General features: G+C 49.9%; 20 protein-coding genes. 2 read left to right on the top strand and 18 right to left on the bottom strand.

Annotated elements, in window-relative coordinates; genetic code table 11:
• Positions 1-179: 179 nt before the first annotated feature.
• From GF404_09745 to pgsA, 7 genes are all read right to left on the bottom strand, one after another.
• On the bottom strand, positions 180-980 hold the full coding sequence (locus GF404_09745) for a hypothetical protein (GenBank protein MBD3382466.1): 801 nt from the start codon (positions 978-980) through the stop codon (positions 180-182).
• A 91-nt stretch (positions 981-1,071) separates the two neighbouring features.
• On the bottom strand, positions 1,072-1,695 hold the full coding sequence (locus tag GF404_09740; GenBank protein MBD3382465.1) for a hypothetical protein: 624 nt from the start codon (positions 1,693-1,695) through the stop codon (positions 1,072-1,074).
• 47 nt (positions 1,696-1,742) lie between these two features.
• Positions 1,743-2,819 (bottom strand): recombinase RecA, encoded by a 1,077-nt coding sequence (recA, locus tag GF404_09735; GenBank protein MBD3382464.1) that lies wholly within the window; start codon positions 2,817-2,819, stop codon positions 1,743-1,745.
• Positions 2,820-2,833: 14 nt separating this feature from the next.
• Positions 2,834-3,394, bottom strand: a complete 561-nt coding sequence (thpR, locus tag GF404_09730) for an RNA 2',3'-cyclic phosphodiesterase (GenBank protein MBD3382463.1) — start codon at positions 3,392-3,394, stop codon at positions 2,834-2,836.
• 2 nt (positions 3,395-3,396) lie between these two features.
• Positions 3,397-4,635, bottom strand: a complete 1,239-nt coding sequence (locus GF404_09725) for a competence/damage-inducible protein A (protein ID MBD3382462.1) — start codon at positions 4,633-4,635, stop codon at positions 3,397-3,399.
• Positions 4,632-5,096, bottom strand: coding sequence for a phosphatidylglycerophosphatase A (locus GF404_09720; GenBank protein MBD3382461.1), 465 nt, complete (start codon positions 5,094-5,096; stop codon positions 4,632-4,634). The genes GF404_09725 and GF404_09720 overlap by 4 nt, the downstream gene beginning before the upstream one ends.
• On the bottom strand, positions 5,093-5,680 hold the full coding sequence (gene pgsA / locus GF404_09715; GenBank protein MBD3382460.1) for a CDP-diacylglycerol--glycerol-3-phosphate 3-phosphatidyltransferase: 588 nt from the start codon (positions 5,678-5,680) through the stop codon (positions 5,093-5,095). Before pgsA ends, GF404_09720 begins: the two co-directional genes overlap by 4 nt.
• 694 nt (positions 5,681-6,374) lie before the next feature.
• Between pgsA and lpdA the strand changes: the two genes are divergently transcribed.
• On the top strand, positions 6,375-7,781 hold the full coding sequence (gene lpdA / locus GF404_09710) for a dihydrolipoyl dehydrogenase (GenBank protein MBD3382459.1): 1,407 nt from the start codon (positions 6,375-6,377) through the stop codon (positions 7,779-7,781).
• A gap of 140 nt (positions 7,782-7,921) precedes the next feature.
• Positions 7,922-8,698, top strand: a complete 777-nt coding sequence (locus tag GF404_09705; GenBank protein ID MBD3382458.1) for a hypothetical protein — start codon at positions 7,922-7,924, stop codon at positions 8,696-8,698.
• Positions 8,699-8,783: 85 nt separating this feature from the next.
• Here GF404_09705 and GF404_09700 read toward each other — a convergent pair whose 3' ends face one another.
• From GF404_09700 to iorA, 11 genes are all read right to left on the bottom strand, one after another.
• On the bottom strand, positions 8,784-9,119 hold the full coding sequence (locus GF404_09700; protein MBD3382457.1) for an anti-sigma factor antagonist: 336 nt from the start codon (positions 9,117-9,119) through the stop codon (positions 8,784-8,786).
• A 94-nt stretch (positions 9,120-9,213) separates the two neighbouring features.
• Entirely contained in the window at positions 9,214-10,026 is an 813-nt protein-coding gene (locus tag GF404_09695; protein ID MBD3382456.1) for a DUF116 domain-containing protein, read from the bottom strand.
• On the bottom strand, positions 10,010-11,368 hold the full coding sequence (locus GF404_09690; protein MBD3382455.1) for a hypothetical protein: 1,359 nt from the start codon (positions 11,366-11,368) through the stop codon (positions 10,010-10,012). The genes GF404_09695 and GF404_09690 overlap by 17 nt, the downstream gene beginning before the upstream one ends.
• Positions 11,369-11,379: 11 nt before the next feature.
• Positions 11,380-12,777 carry a hypothetical protein gene (locus GF404_09685; protein MBD3382454.1) on the bottom strand — a complete coding sequence of 466 codons (1,398 nt, stop codon included), beginning with the start codon at positions 12,775-12,777 and terminating at the stop codon, positions 11,380-11,382.
• Positions 12,778-12,845: 68 nt separating this feature from the next.
• Positions 12,846-13,634, bottom strand: a complete 789-nt coding sequence (locus GF404_09680) for a hypothetical protein (protein ID MBD3382453.1) — start codon at positions 13,632-13,634, stop codon at positions 12,846-12,848.
• 101 nt (positions 13,635-13,735) lie between these two features.
• On the bottom strand, positions 13,736-14,329 hold the full coding sequence (locus GF404_09675) for a hypothetical protein (GenBank protein ID MBD3382452.1): 594 nt from the start codon (positions 14,327-14,329) through the stop codon (positions 13,736-13,738).
• The gene (locus GF404_09670) at positions 14,330-15,229 is read right to left on the bottom strand and encodes a hypothetical protein (GenBank protein MBD3382451.1); all 900 of its coding nucleotides are present in this window, start codon (positions 15,227-15,229) and stop codon (positions 14,330-14,332) included.
• Between the two features lies 1 nt (position 15,230).
• Positions 15,231-16,175: a phosphate butyryltransferase gene (locus GF404_09665; protein MBD3382450.1), complete on the bottom strand. Its 945-nt coding sequence runs from the start codon at positions 16,173-16,175 to the stop codon at positions 15,231-15,233.
• Positions 16,175-17,245 carry a butyrate kinase gene (gene buk / locus GF404_09660; protein MBD3382449.1) on the bottom strand — a complete coding sequence of 357 codons (1,071 nt, stop codon included), beginning with the start codon at positions 17,243-17,245 and terminating at the stop codon, positions 16,175-16,177. Before buk ends, GF404_09665 begins: the two co-directional genes overlap by 1 nt.
• 1 nt (position 17,246) lies before the next feature.
• On the bottom strand, positions 17,247-17,843 hold the full coding sequence (locus GF404_09655) for an indolepyruvate oxidoreductase subunit beta (protein ID MBD3382448.1): 597 nt from the start codon (positions 17,841-17,843) through the stop codon (positions 17,247-17,249).
• On the bottom strand, positions 17,840-19,630 hold the full coding sequence (iorA, locus tag GF404_09650) for an indolepyruvate ferredoxin oxidoreductase subunit alpha (GenBank protein MBD3382447.1): 1,791 nt from the start codon (positions 19,628-19,630) through the stop codon (positions 17,840-17,842). The genes GF404_09655 and iorA overlap by 4 nt, the downstream gene beginning before the upstream one ends.
• Positions 19,631-20,130 lie beyond the last annotated feature (500 nt).

Below are 20,130 nucleotides of genomic sequence, written 5' to 3'. Positions count from 1 at the left end.
GTACTCTTCCCGAAATAGTCAGCAGGTTAAATCTTGCTTTGGAGATTTTACTATTCTGTGCTCGGCAGATGCCCAAATCTGCCGCGATCAATATGTGCCGTCAGGTATCTTACCTGACGGAAAAGAAACCCACTTCTGAAGAGGATGGTGCATCCGTCCGTGAGTGTTTTAATTTGTGGTTATTTATCTTGAGTTAATTTTCCACTAGTCTTGTTTTTAAGCTTACTTAAAGCTTCTGATGCTAAACTAAATATACTGGTATAGTCACATGCTAATCCAAACTCATATTGATTTCTAACCTCATGTCGTGTTACAAGATTTTTTTCCAGTAAGTGCTCCTCTTCCATCTCAATAGGTCCTGTTAAATAGCTTGTTTGAAGTTTACCATAAATCATTCCACCTACAAACATGTCTATTCCTCTTCTTACCAACAAAGGAGCGCCACTAATTCCAGGAAAACTTGGGAAATCAAGCTGATAATTCTTTTCGAAACATTTGTTAACTAGTTTAATAATTTCTTCTTGAAAAATAATCCTGTTAATATATCCAATTTGGTAAATTGGTCTTATCCTAGCTACATTTTCCTCCATTTGGGTGAAAGGAAATCCAAAAGTAAATACTTGCTCTAGAGGCCTAAGTTCAGATAGGAGTACTTTAAATCCTCTAGGTTTTTCCTTAAATTTTTCTAGATCTTTCGAATCTATTACATACGCCGATATGTCATACTTGCTATTAATAAACGAAATTCCTTTTAGAATTCTTTCTGCACCTTTTTTATTACCCACATATTCGACAACAATTAATTGGTCTCTTTTTTCTCTTCCAAATTGAATTCCAACATGAGAAGCAGTAATGAAAATCAGCTGACTGTTAATTTCAATAAAAAAGCCAGTTCCTGTGAATAAAAGTTTATGATCTCCATTTTCTTCCTTCCGAATAAAAACTGGAAAAACGGCTTGATGAAGAAAATCATAATCCATGAATTTGAATCCTTATCTAAAAGTAACAATTATAAATAGATTCGATGTAACTATATAATAAGGTTGTTTTTAAATACATGTATTAGTTTACCTAATAATCTTCTCTTATATTCTCTCTTTTAAAATAGTCATCATATTCATTTTGTTCTACAACTGAGCTGTAGAAAATATATGCCATGCAAACACTTGCAATAACGCATAGAGCAGCATTTACAACAATGATCAATCTGTCTGCTCCTCTTACAACATGTAATATTACACAAGCAATATAGCATGTTTGTGCTAGCAAAATGGCTATTGCATTCGCTATGCTTCTATCGCTGTCTTTACTAGACATAAATGCTAATGGCCCAATAGCAACTGAATATACGAAAATCATATATGGTATCTCATTACCAATACTCGCAGAATTTATGTAAAACAAAAACACACCTGATATCCATGCTCCGATGATTAAATACTCAATAATCATATTTATAAAATACATCGCTGTTCCAGATTTTATCTTCCCTTTTTTGGCGAAAGTGGTGCTTAGATATGTTAATCCCATCAAAGGTACATGAATAATTGAATACATCAATGGCATACCTATACCTAATACAATTCCTAATATGACAAGTCTCCATTCACCAACTAGAATAAGCCATATCCCACCAATTGGACCAGATACAAGATTAAAGATTTGTATTAATGTTATAACTAGTTTTAAAAACATGGTTTTTTAAGGCAGGATCACATCGATCCTGCCTGTATATATATTATCTACTTGCTCTTGCCGGTGGTTGTGGGTGCGGGGGTGGTTTCTTCTTCGGGTGTGGGTTCTTCTTCCGACTCTACCAGCTTATACTTCTCGCGGATAGCCCGGTCGATCTTATCGCGGATATCGGTATGTTCCGCCAGGTAGGCCTTGGCGTTTTCGCGTCCCTGGCCCAGACGTTCGCCCGAATAGGAATACCATGCGCCCGATTTTTCGACCACGCCGATATGTGCGCCCAGGTCCAGAAGCTCGCCCTCGCGCGAGATACCGGTACCATAGATGATATCGAACTCGGCTTCCTTAAAGGGCGGTGCCAGCTTGTTTTTGACCACACGTACACGAGTACGCGATCCGACCATCTCGGAACCTTCCTTAATGGCCGCGATCCGACGGATATCCAGCCTGACCGAGGAATAGAACTTGAGCGCGTTACCGCCGGTGGTGGTCTCCGGATTGCCGAACATCACGCCGATCTTCATCCGGATCTGATTGATGAAAATAAAACAAGCCTTCGACTTCGAGACAGTCCCGGTCAGTTTGCGCAAGGCCTGCGACATCAACCGTGCCTGCAGTCCCATGTGCGAGTCGCCCATCTCGCCCTCAAGCTCAGCCCGGGGGACAAGCGCCGCCACCGAATCGACCACGATACAGTCGATCGCGCCGGATCGTACCAGTGTTTCGGCGATCTCGAGAGCTTGTTCACCGGTATCCGGCTGTGAGATCAGCAGGTTGTCGATATCCACACCCAGTTTTTTGGCGTAGCTGGCATCGAAAGCATGCTCGGCATCGATGAACGCCACAATTCCGCCCATCTTCTGGGCCTCGGCGATCACATGCAGTGACAGAGTGGTTTTGCCGGAAGCTTCCGGACCATAGATTTCGACCACCCGTCCGCGTGGAAATCCGCCCATGCCCAAAGCGATATCGAGCGTGATCGAACCGGAGGAAATCGCCGGCACTTCCTGGACTCGGGATTTGTCGCCCATCAGCATAATCGAGCCTTTGCCGAACTGCCGTTCGATCTGGCTCATGGCCGCTTCGATTGCCCTGCTTTTCTCCTTGGCTAATTTATCATCTGCCATAATCTGCCTTTCATTTATTTCACCTGAAGTTTTATTCGCTTTTGCGGTACGTATGTCGGTCCCTCTGGCTTGAGGATGCTCTGATAAAAGACAATTTCATCAATTGTACACGAATCACTCACAAATTTAATATCATCGAAGCGATTTGTCAAGACCTCGATCCCGCGCGGGTCTTTGACACGTCCGATCGTCAGATGAGCCGAGAAGCCCCGCTTTTCGGGCTTGAAACCAAATTCCTGCATCGTCCTGTCGATATCTCCGGCCAGCTTCTTCAGTTCAGGCGCGCCCTCGTCGATTCCGACCCAGATCACCCGCGGACGGCGACGATTGGGGAAACATCCCAGGCCCTTCAATGAAAAATCGAATTCTTTACAGGATGTCAATGACTTTTCGAGGGCCGAGAACATATCCGGCAGATTGTGTTCATCGACTTCTCCCAGGAATTTGAGGGTGACATGCAGGTTCTCCGGCTTGACCCATTTGACGCGGACATCCTCGCGCCGGAAATCATCGATTATGGAGGCGATTCGATCTTTCTGCTCAGCCGATATCTTTACAGCGATAAAACAGCGCATGACTATCCTTTCAGAAGTTTCATTCGCAGGTGATTGAGAGCGTGGTAGACCGTCCTGCGGCGGTTGATATCGCGGTCTTTGCCGAAGACATGACGCCAGACCTCGGCACCATCTTCATCAGCCAGACCGATATAGATCAGGCCGACGGGTTTATCTCCGGTACCGCCTGTGGGGCCGGCAATGCCGGAGACGGCGAGAGCGTAGTCGGTTCCGGCCAGCCTGCGCATACCCACAGCCATACAGCGCACAGTTTCTTCGGAGACCGCGCCATGATCGATCAGTACCTGCTCCGGCACACCCAGGACTTTCATCTTGGCCTCGTTGGAATATGTGACCGCGGCCTGGGTGAAGTAAGCCGAGGATCCTGACAGATCGGTCAGGGCAGACGAGATCATCCCCCCGGTGCAGGATTCGGCCGTCGAGACTGTCTTCCTTTTTTCGGTCAGGAGTCGGGCGGTGGTTTCGACCAGATCACGACCGTCATCGGAAACATGGTAATCACCAAGAATTTTTTTCAGCCTGCCTGAATACTGATCCAGCAGGGACTGACCGGCTTCGCGGTCTCGCCCGCGATAGGTCAGCCGTACAACAACGCCTTTAAGCGATGGTAAATAAGCCAGCTCGACTCCGTCGTGACGGAATTCATGCTCTTTGAGCATATCAGTGATATAAGCCTCGAATGTCCCGAATGTCTGAATCTTGCGGAAGATGACGTTGTAACCATGATGAAGATTCTGGATATAGGGAATCACCGATTGCTCCATAATCGCTCTCATCTCTTGCGGTACACCCGGAAGCGAAATCGTCCGTTTGCTGTCGCGCTCCATCAGGATACCGACCGCGGACCCGATCGGGTTTGGAAACAACGTAGCGCTTTCGGGCTGTTCACCCTGGTCGCGCACCAGTTCCGGCATCTTCAGACCGCGACGTCGATAACGCCTGTCGATTAAATCCATCAGTTTCTGGTTAAAAACCAGTTTAGTGTCGAAAGCATGACATAAAGCCAGCTTGGTCAGGTCATCATCGGTCGGCCCCAGCCCCCCTGTCGTGATCACCAGGTCAGACCGCTTGAGCGATTCTTTTAAGGCTTCGATTATCCGGCGGTCGCCGTCTCCAACAGTGATTATGCGTGACAGGTCGACTCCGACCGCGGAAACCTGATCGGCGATATAGGCGGCGTTGGTGTCGACCACATGGCCCAGAAGGATTTCATCGCCTATGGTTATAATTTCAGCTTTCAAAACGTAAGAACATACCTCGCAAGAATTTGCAAAACGATATTGGCATAGATCCCGGCCACGAAATCATCGACTGTAACGCCCCATCCACCGGGCAGACTTTCGGCCTGACGTGCCGGCGGCAACTTGATTACATCGAAAACACGAAACAGCACGAATCCGATCGCATAATAACGCCAGTCAGTTGGATCAGGTACCAGCAACATGGTGACCGCCATTCCCAGGATCTCATCGATTACGATCTTTTTGGCGTCATGGCCGAAGAGCTTTTCAGCCTCGCCCGCCGACCAGATCGAGAGTATGAATATAACAGCAATAAAAGCCAATTGAAAGGTCAGACCGAGAGGAAATATCAGAAAACACAGCAACGAACCGGGGATAGTACCCCATGTCCCGGCAAACGGCCTGAGGTAGCCGAATCCGAAACCGGTCGCGATCGCTTTAACCAGAAAAGCCTTCATCATTTCACCACGTTCCGGAAAAGATAGAAATATTTCACGAGATAGTCGAGTCCTGTAGCGACTGTTACAAACATGGCCAGAAAGACCAGGATATCGATATAGAAAAACACCTGCGGATCTGTCAGAATCCCCCAGTTTCCACCCAGGGCAGGAACAAATGTCTGCAGGTTGATATAGAGCAGGATTATACCGATTACTGTCATCTGCATGAAGGTTTTCAGCTTGGCCCACCAGGTGGGAGTGATCACCATACCTTTGTAGGCCGCCAGCGACCTGAGACCCATAATGAAAAACTCCCGTATAATAATCGGGAGCACCATCCAGTTTTTGCAATATCCCAGCATAACAAACGAGATGAGGGCGATGGAGGCCAGGATCTTGTCCGCCAGGGGATCCATAAACTTGCCGAACCCTGTGACGATATTGTACTTGCGGGCGATATAGCCGTCTGCCATATCGGTTATAGCGGCGATTATAAAGATGATCAGGGCAATCAGCCTCGGCCAGACACCTTCGATCAAAAAGAAGATCATAAAAACAGGTGCCAGCATGATGCGGGTCAGTGTCAGTCGATTGGGCCAATTCATTATGCAGGCAAATAAAAGCAGTTGTCGGGATCAAGTCAATCTTTTTCAGAAAGGAGTGTAAGTCTGTGGACAAACCGCCTGTTGCTTTTGATACATCAGTTTGACCCGGGGATGCTGTCGCAGAAACTGCGATATGTTTGAATATGTAGGCGCATCTATTGCGACGTTGTAAAATGTTGTAATATAGTGATATACGGACTTACGTATTGCGGTGCGTGAAATATTGCGCAGTTTCTGCGATATGCGTTGGTCCCGGTAATCTGATGTGCAACTTCAAGTAAGAAGATATAACCCATGATCTACAAGAAGATAGAATAGTTTTTATATACGCTCTTGGTTTTTGGCACAGTCAATGCTTATTAATAGCGTGAAGTCAGTTACTCTTTTACATGGCGGTGATAGGGTACGAAGAGGAGGGGATGATAGGAGTCTTTCAGCGATGAGGGACTCCTCTCCTCATTTTGGGGCTACTGTCCAAGTAAAATGTGTCCATTTTTTCTGTCAATATCCTATTGTGCCATAGGTCCCACAAAAATTAAAGTAGCCAGACAGCTTTCCCCTCCTTCTTTCTTTTTTCTCCTCGTGCTTGACATTTTACCAAAAAACTCCATTTTCGCAAACATCTCGACAGCTTCAGCTGTTATACCTGTTTATTGGAAAACGAATTGTAAACACAGCAGGGAAAGGGAACGAGATGTCTGAGAAATACGATCTGGCTGTTCTGGGGGGAGGCCCCGGCGGTTATGTGGCCGCGATCCGTGCCGCCCAGCTGGGGGCCAAAGTGGCCTGTATCGAGCATGAGAGACTGGGCGGGGTGTGCCTTAACTGGGGCTGTATTCCAACCAAGAGCATGATCGCTACAGCCACTCTGTATAAAAAGATGCGGAACGCCGCGCGCTGGGGTATCAGGCTTGCGGGTGAAGTGTCAGTCGACTGGCCGGCCATGATGAGCCGCAAGGACAAAATCGTCGACAACCTGGTGAAGGGGATCGGTGATATTTTCGGTCAATACGGCATCGATCTGGTCGAGGGCCATGGACGCCTGACCGATCCGCATACGCTCGAAGTCGAGAAGGCGGATGGTTCCGGGCAGAAGATCGAGGCCGAATCGACTATAATTGCCACCGGAAGTTCACCACTGAGCATACCCGCATTCCCGCTCGACAGCGAATATATACTGTCCTCCAATGATATGGTCACGCTTCAGAACCCGCCCAAATCGCTTCTGATCATCGGTATGGGGGTGATTGGATGCGAGTTCGCTTTTCTGATGAGCCTTCTGGGGACCAAAGTTACGATGGTCGAACTTCTGGAGCACGCTTTGCCGTTGGAAGACATCGATATCTCCAAGACACTGGAACGGGAACTCAAGAAAAACAAGATCAAGTTCCACCTGGGCCGTAAGGTCGAAAAGATCGCTACGGGTACTGGTGAAGGTGTCAAGGCTGAGCTCGATGACGGCAAGATGATCGGTGCGGAGAAAGCGCTGGTTTCGATCGGTCGCAGGTTCAACACCCGGGATATCGGCTTGGAGAAGCTGGGAATAGAGACCAACGACAACGGTTCGATCAGAGTCGATTCTAAGATGCGTACTAATCTTTCCAATATCTATGCTATCGGCGATGTGGCCGGGAAATGGCTTCTGGCTTATACAGCTTCGGCCGAGGGCGCAGTGGCAGCAGCAAACTGCCTCGGTCGTGAAACCGAGATCAATTACGCCGGTGTACCCAATGCGATCTTCACCAAACCGGAGGTGGCCTCGGTCGGTCTCAGGCAACAGCAGGCGGAAAAAGAGGGTATCGATATCAAAACCGGGCAGTTTCTCTTCCGTGTTCTGGGCAAGGCTATGGCCGAAAACGAGATCGAGGGATTGGTGAAGGTGATCGCGGATGCCAAAAACGATAAGGTTTTGGGCGTTCACGTAATCGGAGCTCATGCTACGGAACTCATCCATGAATGCGCGCTGGCGGTTCGTGTGGGACTGACTGCGACAGAGCTGGGTAATGCTTTCCATGCCCACCCGGTGTTGTCTGAGGCGATTATGGAAGCTGTTCACGATGTCCATGGCCTCAGCATTCACAATCCCAGGAAGAAAAAATAACTTATGCCAGGCTCAGCTTACACAGCTTTAACAAAAAAATAGTTGGAACATTGCTTCAAAAATCACATAATATGGTAAAGTAAGGGGAGGAGTGAATAAAAACATAATCCGCAGGTATATTCAATAAACAAGGAGAGACTATGAGAAAACTGAGTATTGCAGTTATCGCGGTTATAATCGCGTTGTTTGCCGGTTCAGTTGCCGTGGCCGATATGACTGCCGATGAGATCATTACCAAGTACCTCGAAAACACCGGTGGAATCGACACACACAAAAATGTCAAGAGCATGAAAATGGAAGGCAAGGCGTTTATGCAACAGATGCCTTTCGATATCTTTATCGCCAATCGTGAACCTGCCCAGTCGTATATGAAGTTTTCCAGCGACATGTTCGAGATCATCAATGGCACCGACGGCGAGCAGGCCTGGCAAAAGGTTCCGATGGTAGAAGGTTTTATCTTCATGGATGGTGAAGACCTGAAACGGAGCATCGAGCAGGCCCGTATCAATCCCTATCTCGATTACAAGGAGCGTGGCGGAAAGATGACGCTTTTGGGCGAGGAGCCGGTCAAGGGCAGTGACTGTTACAAAGTTGAGTACATCAAGCCTATCGGTGACACTACCCATCTCTATTTCTCAAAGGACAACTATCATCTTTTAAAGGAAACCAATCCCAATGTCAGCATGCTGTATGCCAAGTACAAAGAGGTCGATGGTCTCGAGTTCCCCCACAAGATGACTATCCTCCAGCAGGGTCAGAGGATCATGATGGTGGTCAATAATATCGAAATCAATCCTGAGTTGCATGATTCCCTGTTTACACCTCCTCCGGATTCATTGAAAGCCGATCCGGCGGTTTTGGAGCAGATGAAGCAGATGCAACAGCAACAACAGCAACAGCAGGAGGGTGGCGAGTAAGCCTTTCTATATTACCCAAAAAATCAGCCCCTCAATATAGAGGGGCTTTTTTTATTGCTGGTCGGCTTATCGTAATTGAATACTCTTAGAACGCTTTGACGGCATCGTCGATAGAATCGTGCACATCGAAGACCTCGGTCAGGCGGGAGATGACCATAATCCGCTCGACTTTATTTGTCAGGCTGGCGAGTTTCAACTCACCGCCGGCGTCACGGAACTTCTTGTAGTGATGGATCAGAATCGACAGGCCGGAGGAATTGATCCAGTCACAGTCTTTGAGATCTACGACAGCCTTTTTCTTGTCCTGGCCGATAATCGAATACAGTTTCTCATCCAACTCACCTGTATCGGGACCGCCCATTAGCTGGCCTTTGATTTCCACCACATGAACGCCGTCTTTTTCGTAGGAATTCAGTTTCATAGAAATGCCTCCGTATCTTGAACGCGATTTATTTTCATTCAAATATATAAATTTTTGAAGTCGTGGCAACTTATAATGCTGTTGGACAAGGGAATTATCTCTCCCCGTAGAGTACCGACTTAATCGCCGCTTCGATCTGGTTGATGTCGATATATGTGTTCAGGCACGGTCCTTCGGGACGCCTGTTGGGCAGGCCGATGACCGGAATACGGGGATTGACCTCGACAAAACCGCTCAACAGGTCACGTTCACAGGCGACCGCAATAATCGCGCGCGGCATTGCCTTTTTAATTCTCAACCGGGCCTGCTGGCCTCCACCAACCGTGAACATCTGGAAATTATAACGTTCCCTCAGCTTGCGCAGTTTCACGAAATTGTCCCGGCGCAGACAGCGCGGAAGCAATACCAACAACTCCTGCGGGTTGAGATTTTTGCGCTTCAGCTTCAATACAATATTGTGGACCTTCAGAAACGAATTGACTATCCTGTCCCGGGGTATCCCGGCAAACTGTCCCACAGCCAGGGTCAGGTTCAACACGAAATTAATTACTTTGGGCACCAAAACCAGCGGGGCGAACATCCGCAAATTGAAAATCGAGCAGATCACGAACAGGCTCAGCCATAATATGGCTATGAGCGCGAAGCCCCACACGGCATACTCGACCAGCTCGGCCAGAAGCGATGAGATTTCGATCAGGCGAGGATGAATCAACCAGAAGAAGAGCCAGACCACGCCGACAATCGCAAAGACAGCAAACACCGAAACCCATAAGAACAGCTTCTTTTTGGTATCCTCAAAATCTTCGACGACCGAACCGTCCCAGTCCTCCCATTCACTTCCAAGAACGCGTTTGCGGTCGTTGGCTTCTTTCTGCGATTCAGCGGTCCGATTATTTTTTCCCGACAATTTTCAATTCCTCCACGACAAATGTCGGAGTACCGATCATTCCGTCGATCGGCTCCCAGGACAGGTCATTGCCTATATCTGTTATATTATTCAAAAAGTCAAAGAGATTTCCGGAAATCGAGATATTTTCTACCGGGCTTCCGAGCTCACCATTTTCGATCAGGATCCCCTTGGCCGGTACTGAAAAGTCGGCGGTCGCCAGGTTGATACCGGCATGAAGACCGGAAAGTTCCGTAATTAGAATTCCCCTGCTGATATTTTTCATGATCTCTGACGGCGATTGCGATCCGGCCTCGAGGTAGAAATTGGTCGGTTGGATATGCGGGCGATCATGATACCCAGAGCGGGAAGCATTACCGGTCGAGTGAGTGCGTCCCTTGCGGGCCGTATATGAATCATAGAGATAATTTTTCAGCACACCGTTTTCGACCACGACCGTCCGGGAGCAGGGAATACCCTCTGAGTCATAGGGCCTGGTCGAGAGCCCTCCTGGCAGGGTGCCGTCGTCGATGATGGTAACTGGGCTGGAGGCTATCTTTTTGCCCAGCTTTTTGCGAAACGGTGATTTTCCTTTCTGGATCGAATCCGCTTCGATCATGCTGAACAGCGCGTGCATCAGGTGGATGCCGGTTTCGGGCGGGAGCATGGCAGTCATGACAGCACCATCAAATGTCTTCGCACCTAGAGATCTTAAAGCATAGCGGGCGGCCTGCTGACCGATCAGCTCCGAATCGAACTGGTCGAAGCGACCATAAGCGCGCGCGTAGCGGCCGGTCTGAGAGCTGTCATGATCGGTCGCGTAACAGTAACCGAAACCGTAGCAGATACTTCCTGCCGAATTTACATCAAGACCGGCGGAATTTATAATCCGGTAACGTTCGGTCATGTCTCCGTATTGAAGCCAGATAAAACCCTGGATGCGATCGTCGAAACTCCTGCCGGTTTCTTCTATTTCGATCGCCTTTTCGATTTTTTCGGTGAGGGGGATCCTGATTATAGTCGGATCAAAAACCTCATTTATGCCACTTAATGTCTGGATTTGTGGATCGGGTATGTAATTATACGGGTCCGGAGTATGGAACCGGGAGGCTTTGACCAGCTGACGGACGTTTTCGACAACTCCCAGCTCTTCGAACTTATTGGAAGAATAAAATCCGAGTTTGGATTCGACCAAAATTCTCAGCCCGAAACCGTTATCGGTTTTAATATTGACAGATTCCGGCCGACTGTTGGCGACCGTTATCTCGGTTTCCGTCTTCTCGGAAAGATACACCTCGGCTGAATCAGCGCCGGCCTCGAGGGCAATATTGATAAGGTTTTCGGCAAACTTGCTATGGAACATATCTCATCTTCCTAAATTGCCATTCCTTTGCCGCCGACTAACAACTTCTTCACCCGGATAGTCGGCATCCCGACTCCGACCGGTACATCCTGCCCCTTTCCGCACCTGCCGGGAGAGGGATCCATGACCAGGTCGTTACCGACCATATCGATGTCCTGGAGTGCCTTAATTCCCAATCCGGTGATAGTCGCGCCTTTGACCGGGTAAGTCAGTTTGCCGTCCTCTATCATGTAGCCCAGGACAATGCTGGTGATGAACCTGCCGGTGACGACATCGACTTCACCTCCGAATCCGACATCGACCGCGTACAGGCCTTTCTTAGTCGAACGAATGATTTCCTCTGGATCATCATTACCAGCCACTATATAGGTATTTCTCATTCTCGGCATGGGAGGGAAGGCGAGTGACTGACGGCGTCCGGAACCGGTCGGCGACATCTTCATCTGGCGTGCGGTATTGCGCGAGTGAATGTAATTGACCAGCCTGCCGTTTTCGATCAGAGTAGTTTCCTGGGAGTCGACACCCTCATCATCGAACGCGTAGCTACCCGGATAGCCGAATATCAATCCTGAATCACGGATCGTGACTTTGTCAGAGGCGACCTTATGGTTCAGCATCCCGGCAAAGGAACTGCCTTTCTGGACCAGGTCAGCCTCCATACCGTGGCCACAGGACTCATGAAAAAGAACACCGTTGGAGCCCGGAGCAAACACGACCGGCATTTCCCCGGCCGGGCAATCCCTGGCCTCAAGCATCACTTCCGCTTGAGTACAAGCTTTTCGGACGATACTTTCCGGGCTGTCCTCGCCGACCAACGCTTCCAACCCGCGATAGAAAGAGCGCCCGTTCCATCCGAGCTGACGTTCACCATTGTCACCGGCATAGACAAACACCATAAATTCAACCAGCGCCAGCTTGTGCTCGAGGACTTCCTCGTCGGCAGTCGAGGCGAACTGGATGTTACGTTCGAAATCGGCGTAGCGGATAGTGGCCTGCTTGATTTTTTTCGAACTATGCCAGGCTATATCCTCGCTTTTTTTCAGTATCTCCAGTTTCTTTTCCGTTTCAACCTGCGAATGGTTTGTCTCCGGCTTGTAAAACAACGGCCTGAAACCGGGCGAGAGATTGACCGAATGGCCGGAGGCTGAAATCTTGATGCCGGAGGCCAGCAGGCTGGTGGTCTGGATCAGGTTGTCCGGTGCGAAGTTCTCGCAGACCATGTAGTAATCGACATTGTCTTTGACTGCTCTTATACCGACACCGATTTGGTGATGGATCGAGCTGGAAATCTTACGGTCATCAGACTCGGAGGAGAAAAAACGGCCTTTCTCCGCGAACAAGTCGGCGTAGTCTGCCCCGGCTGAGAGCAGGATATCGAGACATCGGGCTATCGTTTCATAGCTGATCAATCACACCTCCATGCGGATTTAAGTATATATAAGTTTTAAGTTCCGGGCAAGCCGGTAGTTCCTGTGATTCAGGAGAATGGTTTAATTTTCCCGACAAGCTCGTTGATCATCGCTTTGCGCCTGAATTCATGCAGTTCATCGATATCGAGGATATGGCTGAGTATATGGGGATGCTGTTCATTGTCGGGAGAGATTTTCCACAGGATCCCCCAGGGTGAGGCGATCAGTGAACGGCCGTTTAACGGTTTGCCAAACAGCGTCCCCAATCCGCAGGTCTTGATCATGAACGCATTCGCGGTCCGGGACCCCTCTAGAAATATTTTCTCATCACGTAAGTTCTTGTCCGACAAACTGTCATCGGCACGAAGTGGTGACACCGTGGGAATAAACACGAGATCGACATCCATACCCGCCAGCAGTTCGAAGCTTTCCCGGTGAAGCACATCGGCACAGATCAGTATACCGACTTTGAGACCGTTTATCTCAAAAGATATCAGCTTCCTGCCGGGAATGATTCCGCGTGATTTTTCGCCCTCGGTCGGGTACTTCTTGCGGTAGGTTGCCATCTGGCGACCGCGTGAAAAAACGTAGGCGGTATTGTAGAAGCCGTCTGAATTGCGTTCCACCAGCGTTCCGCCGATCAGGGTAGTGTCCAGTTCCCGGGAGAGGCGTTCGAGTTTCTTTTGGTTGATATGAAGACTTGAGGCATACAGCGAATAGTCCCGCGCCCCCGGTGGCATAAAGAAGTATTCCGGCAGACAGACGAAATCCGGTTTGCGCTTGAATATGTGGATCTTGTCGGCCAGGGATAAATCCTCGCCGATCGGAAGCTGTGCGGTGACTACTTTTACTAACATACGCCCATTCTCATCGTTTTTTTATATATATGAGACGAATTCAGCCGGATTTTGTTGCATGAGAAATGAATTGGCAAAGCGTGAGTGGATTGTGAAATTCGCTACTGCAACATGATCTTGCTGGAACTGGTAATATTACCAGCAGGCGAGATTATACTGACCTGCAACTGGTCAGCTACGCTACGGTTGTCAATTCCTGCGGGAATATGTTCGGGCATGCGCACCCGCCATCCACGACTGCTCTTGATATAGAAGCTCAGGCTGAGTTCAGCGTTTTTATCGAGAGTGATCTCGAGCGCGCCGGGAGTGATTTTGTCGCCTCCCCAGTTGTCGGCATTATCTATGGTAATCCATTGATCGATCCCAGGGTAGTGGAGTTCGGTCTTAAAAGTCCACACTTTCCCGGCCTCGAGGTTTTCAAGCTGACGGGCTTCATCGTAGCTGTCCCGATCCAGCACGAACTGTCCGGGCTGACTGCCACGATTGACCAGGGTCATCTCGACTAAGATCGTACTATCTCTGGGGATTCCCTCGCGGTCGGTTTTAAGACGGGCTTCAAGCGATGAAATCTCGAATTTTGCCGATCCCAGGCCGGAAAGCCACTGCCATCCAAAATACAAGATGATTAGCAGGATTAAAAAGCCGAAAAAACCTGAAAAGCATCCCCGTTTTTTCTTTGGTTTTTTAGTAACCATTTATGACAGCATCGCCAGATAGATTGAATTCAATTTAGTCTCGTAACTGTCTGCCCTTGATGCCATGGCGAGCGGAACTTTCCCGCCGATAACCACGCATCCAGAGGGCGCACCTACGAAGCGTGTAAAGGCTTTGTTCATACCGTAGGCAGTCTCAATATTTGGAGCGACAAGGATATTTGCGTTTCCGCCGACTTCGCCGGTAACACCCTTGGCCCTGGCGGCTCGTTCGATAACGGCACAGTCCATCGAGAGGGGACCGTCGACCAGGCACCCCTTGATCTGGTTGCGATCGTTCATTTTGGCTACCGCGGCCGCCTCGATCGTGTGTTGCATTACGGGGTAGACCGTCTCTACCGCCGCCAGAAGAGCAACTTTGGGATTGTCATCTTCGAGTTTGTGGGCAAAGGCAACCGCGTTGTTGACTATCGCAATTTTACGGGTCAGGTCCGGTACTGGATTGACGACCGGATCAGTGACTATCAAAAGGCGATCGATATCTTTGACATAATGGCATGATACCGCCGAGATTACCTGCTTCTTCTTACGGAAACCGGTGTCACGATTGAACAGGGCCGAAAGCGAATCCTTGATCCAGACAGTTCCGCGCACGATGATATCGATTTTGTCTTCTCGAAGAGCCTGCTGGATGTAGGGGATAGCCTCGTTGATCTCGTTGGCTTCATGAAAGACCAGCCTGTCGGCGGGGACTTCTGCCTTTTTGAAAGCTTCGTCGGTAAGAGGTTTATGTCCCAGGACGGTTGCTTCGATCTGATCGTTTGCGACCAGGTCGGTTAAAATCCTGAGCCAGTGTGGATCATCCGCGCCCCACAACAGCACACGTTTTTTCTTGCCTTCACTTTTTACTCTATCCTGAATTTGATCGAAATTATTCAACATCCTATTTGCCTCCCTCGCTCTGCATTTTATGGGCTACCAGGCAGGCGATCGAAAGCGATGCCATCCTGTTTTGAGCGCTGTCGGTTCTGGATACCAGCGAGACCGGTACCCTGGCACCGACGATTACCCCGGCGAAAATCGCCTTGATAAACAGGATCATAACCTTGCTGGCGATATTGCATTCCTCGATCGAGTCAACCACAAAAATATCCGCATCGCCGGCCACCGGACTCTCGATTCCGCGCAAACGGGCAACTTCCCTGCTCGTGGCGGCATCGAAAGTAAGAGGTCCAAAGACCTCGCAACCCTCGATCTTGCCAGCCCGGTAATGCTCCAGGATACGCTGGTTCAACAGGGTTGACGGGAAGTTGTCGTCGACATAATCTATCGCGCCGGAGAGAGCGACTTTGGGTTTATTAAATCCGAGCGCGCGGAAGATCATGGCGCTGTTTTCGATCATCTGTATTTTGGTCTCGAAATCGGGCTTGACCACCATGCCTCCATCAGTGATGCCTATCATCTTATGATAACCGGGAATATCCAGCACCGCCGTGTGGGAGAGAGTGTTGGGCCCGCGCAGGGAAAAGTCGCGCGAGAGCACGGTTTTCAAAAGACCGGAAGTGGAGATGAAACCCTTCATGATGACATCCGCTTCACCCTGGTCTGCCAGCTTGACGGCATTGTAGGCGGCTTCCTGCGGATCGGTGTAGTTTTTGATTTCGATCTCGGCCAGATCAATATCGTTTTCATCGGCCATTTTTTTTATGGTATCCTGGTTGCCACATAGAACCGATGTACAGATACCTTTTTTGACAGCGGCTGAGACCGCCTCCAAAACAGCGACATCGGAAGCCGCCGCAACCGCTACCTGTTTGGGTTTATGATCCTGTGAGAGCTTTTGCGCGGCTGATATTATCTCCTGGCCGGAATGTATTTCATCAGACATTACTTGTACTCCAGAGCTTGTTCTTTGTTATCCAGTACACGAAACGCGCCGGCCGCCAGGGCCTTCATCTCCAGCTCGCCGGGCTGTTCGAAGATCTTCCCGTGAGATCCAATATGTTCTTTGATTTTATCCAGAAGCAGGCGTGAGTTAGCCATGCCGCCGGTTAGGATGATACCATCGATTTGATTTTTCAGAACCGCGGTCATAGCGCCGATCTCCTTGGCGATCTGGAATGCCATGGCGTCAAAAATCAGTTTCGCTTTGTCATCGCCGTTTTCGATCATTTCTTCCACCTCGATCAAATCGGAGGTGCCCAGGTAGGCCAGAAGCCCGCTCTTTTTGGAGAACTTAGTTTCGAGTTCTTTCTGTGAATAGTCTCCTGAAAAACAGAGCTTGACCACTCCGCCAATCGGCAGAGCTCCGGCACGGTCGGGCGAAAACGGACCCATCCCCAGGAGGGCGTCGTTGACATCGATGACTTTTCCTCCCCTGAGAGCGCAGACCGAAATACCGCCACCCATGTGGCAGACCACGAAATTTAGCTTTTCTAACGGCTTGCCGATTTTTTGTGCCACCACTCGTGCGTTGGCCTTGATATTCAAGGCATGAGATCGGCACTTGCGTTCGATCTCGGGCACACCGGAAATTCGCGCTTCCGGGATGAACTCATCGGTGGTGATCGGGTCGGTAATGTAGGCTTGCACGCCGTATTGACCGGCCAGCTCGTTGGCGATAATCGAGCCGAGGTTGGAGGCGTGGTTGGCGTACTTGCAGGAGCGTACATCCTCTAATAGAGCATCGTTGACTTTGTAGGTTCCGCCCACAAGCGGTTTCAAAGGCGCACCCCGTCCGGCAATCGCGACGACCTTGTAATCATCCTTCAGCGTGCTTTCCAGGAACTCACGAATAGCAGTCAGACGGATTTCATATTGCTCGGTAACCATGTCGAACTTTTGAAGCTCGTCAGCCGGGTGTTTTACATTCTCTTCCGCCAGTGCGCCCTCACGAGTGTACACAGCGACTTTGGTCGAGGTAGAACCGGGATTTATTACCACTACAACTTCCTGCATATCAACTCTCCGAAGTGACATTGAATTTCTGTTCGCGTCCTGCCTTGAAGGCTTCGACATTCAGATCGATAAATTTCTTTGGCACACGCCGTTTGATAGTTTCCAGCCAGGTGTCCTCCGCTATTTCCATCGAGGTCGACAGCACTCCCAAGAGGATCGTGTTGACCAGGCGGACATTGCCGAGTTTCTGGGCCAGCTTGTCAGCATCAAAGATCTTGGCATCGTCGATTTTCCGGCGAATCTGGTCAGCCGGATTTTTAGGATAATCGAAATCACCGGTTGTCGTAATCGGAGGAACCATGCGGGTCATCGAGCTTATGATAGTGCCGTCTTTTTTGAGCCAGTCTGCGGCACGCAGTCCCTCTGAAGTCTCGAACGCCATCAGGCAGTCGACATCACCTTTGTCGATCAGCGGTGAATATACTTTTTCGCCGATACGGACATGCGATGTCACCACTCCGCCGCGTTGCGACATACCGTGGACCTCGCTCTTTTTAACATCCAGCCCGGCCTGCATGGCGACTTCGGACAGGATTTCGGAAGCCAGCAAAACTCCCTGGCCACCGACACCGACTATCAGGATATTCAGGTTTTTCATACTCTGGCTCCTTCCACTGCCGGGCTGTCCACCCGTACGATACAGTCGACCGGGCAGATCTGGGCGCAGATCGTGCAACCGGTGCAGAGTTCCGGATCGATAATTGCCTTGGGCCGGCCTTTCTCAGTTTTCTCATCGGCGGCGGCAATCGCCGGACAGCCGATCTTGAAACAGAGTTTGCATCCGATACACTCGTCCAGAAGGACAGTGTAGGCGGTTTCCTTTATCTTGTGGGGCATCAATGCGCAGGGACGATTGGTGATTACAATCGAAGGCCCGTCGTATTCCAGCGCCGCCTTGAGCGTTTTCTTGGTGGCATCGACATCGTAGGCGTCGACTGTATGGATATCCTTGACCCCGAGCGCTTTTGAGAGTTCGACGAAATCGACCTGGAAGGTCTCCTCACCCATCAGGGTCTGGCCGGTGCCGGGATGATGCTGTCCGCCGGTCATGGCCGTGATACGATTGTCCAGAAGCAGAACCACGATATTGGCTTTGTTGTAAACCGCATCCAAAAGACCGGTAATTCCAGAGTGCAGGAAAGTCGAATCACCGATAGCGGCCACCGCGCCTTTGTCTTTGCCGACTTTGGCGATTCCGATCGCGTTGCCGATCGAAGCACCCATACAGACACAGGTATCCATCACGCTCATCGGTTGCAATGCCGCCAGGGTATAGCATCCGATGTCGCCGGTAACCGGGACTTTGAGTTTTTTCAGTGCCGTGAACGCGCCCCTGTGGGGACATCCGGGACATAACACGGGCGGACGGGGGAAGAGCTTTTCGCCGGGGATCGAGACCTGTGTCCGTTCAGAGATCACACCAGCCTTGACAAAACCTTCGCTGACCGCGCCGGGGGAGAGTTCGCCATAATTAGTAAAATATTTCTTGCCGTCACATTCGATACCCATGGCCTTGATCTGTTCTTCGTAAAACGGCTCCAGCTCTTCGACGACATAGAGCTTGTCCACCGACGAGGCGAATTCCTTGATCTTTTTCTCCGGAAGGGGATAGCTCATCCCGAGCTTGAGAAAAGATGCATTCGGCATAATTTCTTTAGCATACTGATATGAGATACCGCCGGTGATGATACCGATACCGCCTTTACCCTCTTCGATCTTGTTCAGCGGTGTTGTATCTGCAAATTCCTTGAGTTTTTCAAGGCGTTCAAGTACGACCTTGCGGCGCATACGGGCATGGCCCGGCACCATTACGTATTTCTGGATATTGCGCTCGAAACCGTCGGTTTCATGCTCCGTGCGGTCACCCATGTGCACCACACCCTTGGAGTGCGATATACGGGTGGTCATACGAAACAGCACCGGGGTGTCGAACTTTTCGGAAATGTCGTAAGCATCGATCAGCAGATCTTTCGATTCCTGCGAATCCGAGGGTTCCAGCATCGGGATAATTCCGAATTTGGCGTAGTAACGGTTATCCTGTTCGTTCTGCGAGGAATGCATGGAAGGATCATCGGCCGAGACCACGACAAAACCGCCTTTGACACCGGTATAAGCGAAAGTCATGTAGGGGTCGGCGGCGACGTTTAAACCGACATGTTTCATACAGACCAGGGATCTGGCTCCTGCATATGATCCACCGATGGCCACTTCGAAAGCGACTTTTTCGTTGGGAGACCATTCGGCGTAGATATCCTCTTTGCAGAGCATCCCGATCACTTCGAGTATTTCGGTCGAAGGTGTGCCGGGGTAAGCGGTGGCGATCGTCACTCCCGCTTCCCAGGCTCCTCTGGCAACAGCTTCGTTGCCCGAAAGCAACATTTTCATAATGGACCTCTATACTTGTATATGTTACAACGATATTTACACTTTCAAATAACATGAGATTATAACATATTTACGACCTGAAATCAACTCTCAAGGGAATAATTTCACAAGCCTGAGGAGGAGCGATCTCAGCCATTTAACGAGTGGCAGGTGGTTTGTACCCGGCGGAGAAGCTGAAACTGATTTCGCTTACCGCGGAGCCCTGATTTCTTTTAAAACGTGCAGTCGTGAATACCGTTGCCGTCTGGATCACCGGGAGGGTTGCCGGATGCGAAAGCGTAATTGATGATATATACCGCATCGCTGACGTCCACACTCTCGTCGCAGTTGGCATCGCCGACAGCCAGCGGATCAGGAGCCGGTCCGCCCGCGAAAGCGTAATTGACGATATAGACGGCATCGCTGACATCGACAGCCAGATCGTTGTTGACATCGCCCATGGGGCGGGGCTGTGGCTCAGAGTTGTATCCCGCGACCCTGGCCATCATCCACCACCAGGC

This window comes from Candidatus Zixiibacteriota bacterium (assembly GCA_014728145.1).
Taxonomy (GTDB): Bacteria; Zixibacteria; MSB-5A5; order JAABVY01; family JAABVY01; genus WJMC01.
This window is presented reverse-complemented; position numbering and strand designations above follow the sequence as displayed.

What these genes read in the sequence shown, in the direction of transcription:
- GF404_09680 (MBD3382453.1), bottom strand. Translation starts at nt 13,634, where the DNA reads ATGTTAGTAAAAGTAGTCACCGCACAGCTTCCGATCGGCGAGGATTTA.
- thpR (MBD3382463.1), bottom strand. Translation starts at nt 3,394, where the DNA reads ATGCGCTGTTTTATCGCTGTAAAGATATCGGCTGAGCAGAAAGATCGA.
- GF404_09740 (MBD3382465.1), bottom strand. Translation starts at nt 1,695, where the DNA reads ATGTTTTTAAAACTAGTTATAACATTAATACAAATCTTTAATCTTGTA.
- GF404_09670 (MBD3382451.1), bottom strand. Translation starts at nt 15,229, where the DNA reads ATGTTGAATAATTTCGATCAAATTCAGGATAGAGTAAAAAGTGAAGGC.
- GF404_09655 (MBD3382448.1), bottom strand. Translation starts at nt 17,843, where the DNA reads ATGAAAAACCTGAATATCCTGATAGTCGGTGTCGGTGGCCAGGGAGTT.
- GF404_09745 (MBD3382466.1), bottom strand. Translation starts at nt 980, where the DNA reads ATGGATTATGATTTTCTTCATCAAGCCGTTTTTCCAGTTTTTATTCGG.
- GF404_09665 (MBD3382450.1), bottom strand. Translation starts at nt 16,175, where the DNA reads ATGTCTGATGAAATACATTCCGGCCAGGAGATAATATCAGCCGCGCAA.
- pgsA (MBD3382460.1), bottom strand. Translation starts at nt 5,680, where the DNA reads ATGAATTGGCCCAATCGACTGACACTGACCCGCATCATGCTGGCACCT.
- lpdA (MBD3382459.1), top strand. Translation starts at nt 6,375, where the DNA reads ATGTCTGAGAAATACGATCTGGCTGTTCTGGGGGGAGGCCCCGGCGGT.
- GF404_09700 (MBD3382457.1), bottom strand. Translation starts at nt 9,119, where the DNA reads ATGAAACTGAATTCCTACGAAAAAGACGGCGTTCATGTGGTGGAAATC.
- GF404_09720 (MBD3382461.1), bottom strand. Translation starts at nt 5,096, where the DNA reads ATGATGAAGGCTTTTCTGGTTAAAGCGATCGCGACCGGTTTCGGATTC.
- GF404_09690 (MBD3382455.1), bottom strand. Translation starts at nt 11,368, where the DNA reads ATGTTCCATAGCAAGTTTGCCGAAAACCTTATCAATATTGCCCTCGAG.
- iorA (MBD3382447.1), bottom strand. Translation starts at nt 19,630, where the DNA reads ATGAAAATGTTGCTTTCGGGCAACGAAGCTGTTGCCAGAGGAGCCTGG.
- buk (MBD3382449.1), bottom strand. Translation starts at nt 17,245, where the DNA reads ATGCAGGAAGTTGTAGTGGTAATAAATCCCGGTTCTACCTCGACCAAA.
- GF404_09705 (MBD3382458.1), top strand. Translation starts at nt 7,922, where the DNA reads ATGAGAAAACTGAGTATTGCAGTTATCGCGGTTATAATCGCGTTGTTT.
- GF404_09675 (MBD3382452.1), bottom strand. Translation starts at nt 14,329, where the DNA reads ATGGTTACTAAAAAACCAAAGAAAAAACGGGGATGCTTTTCAGGTTTT.
- recA (MBD3382464.1), bottom strand. Translation starts at nt 2,819, where the DNA reads ATGGCAGATGATAAATTAGCCAAGGAGAAAAGCAGGGCAATCGAAGCG.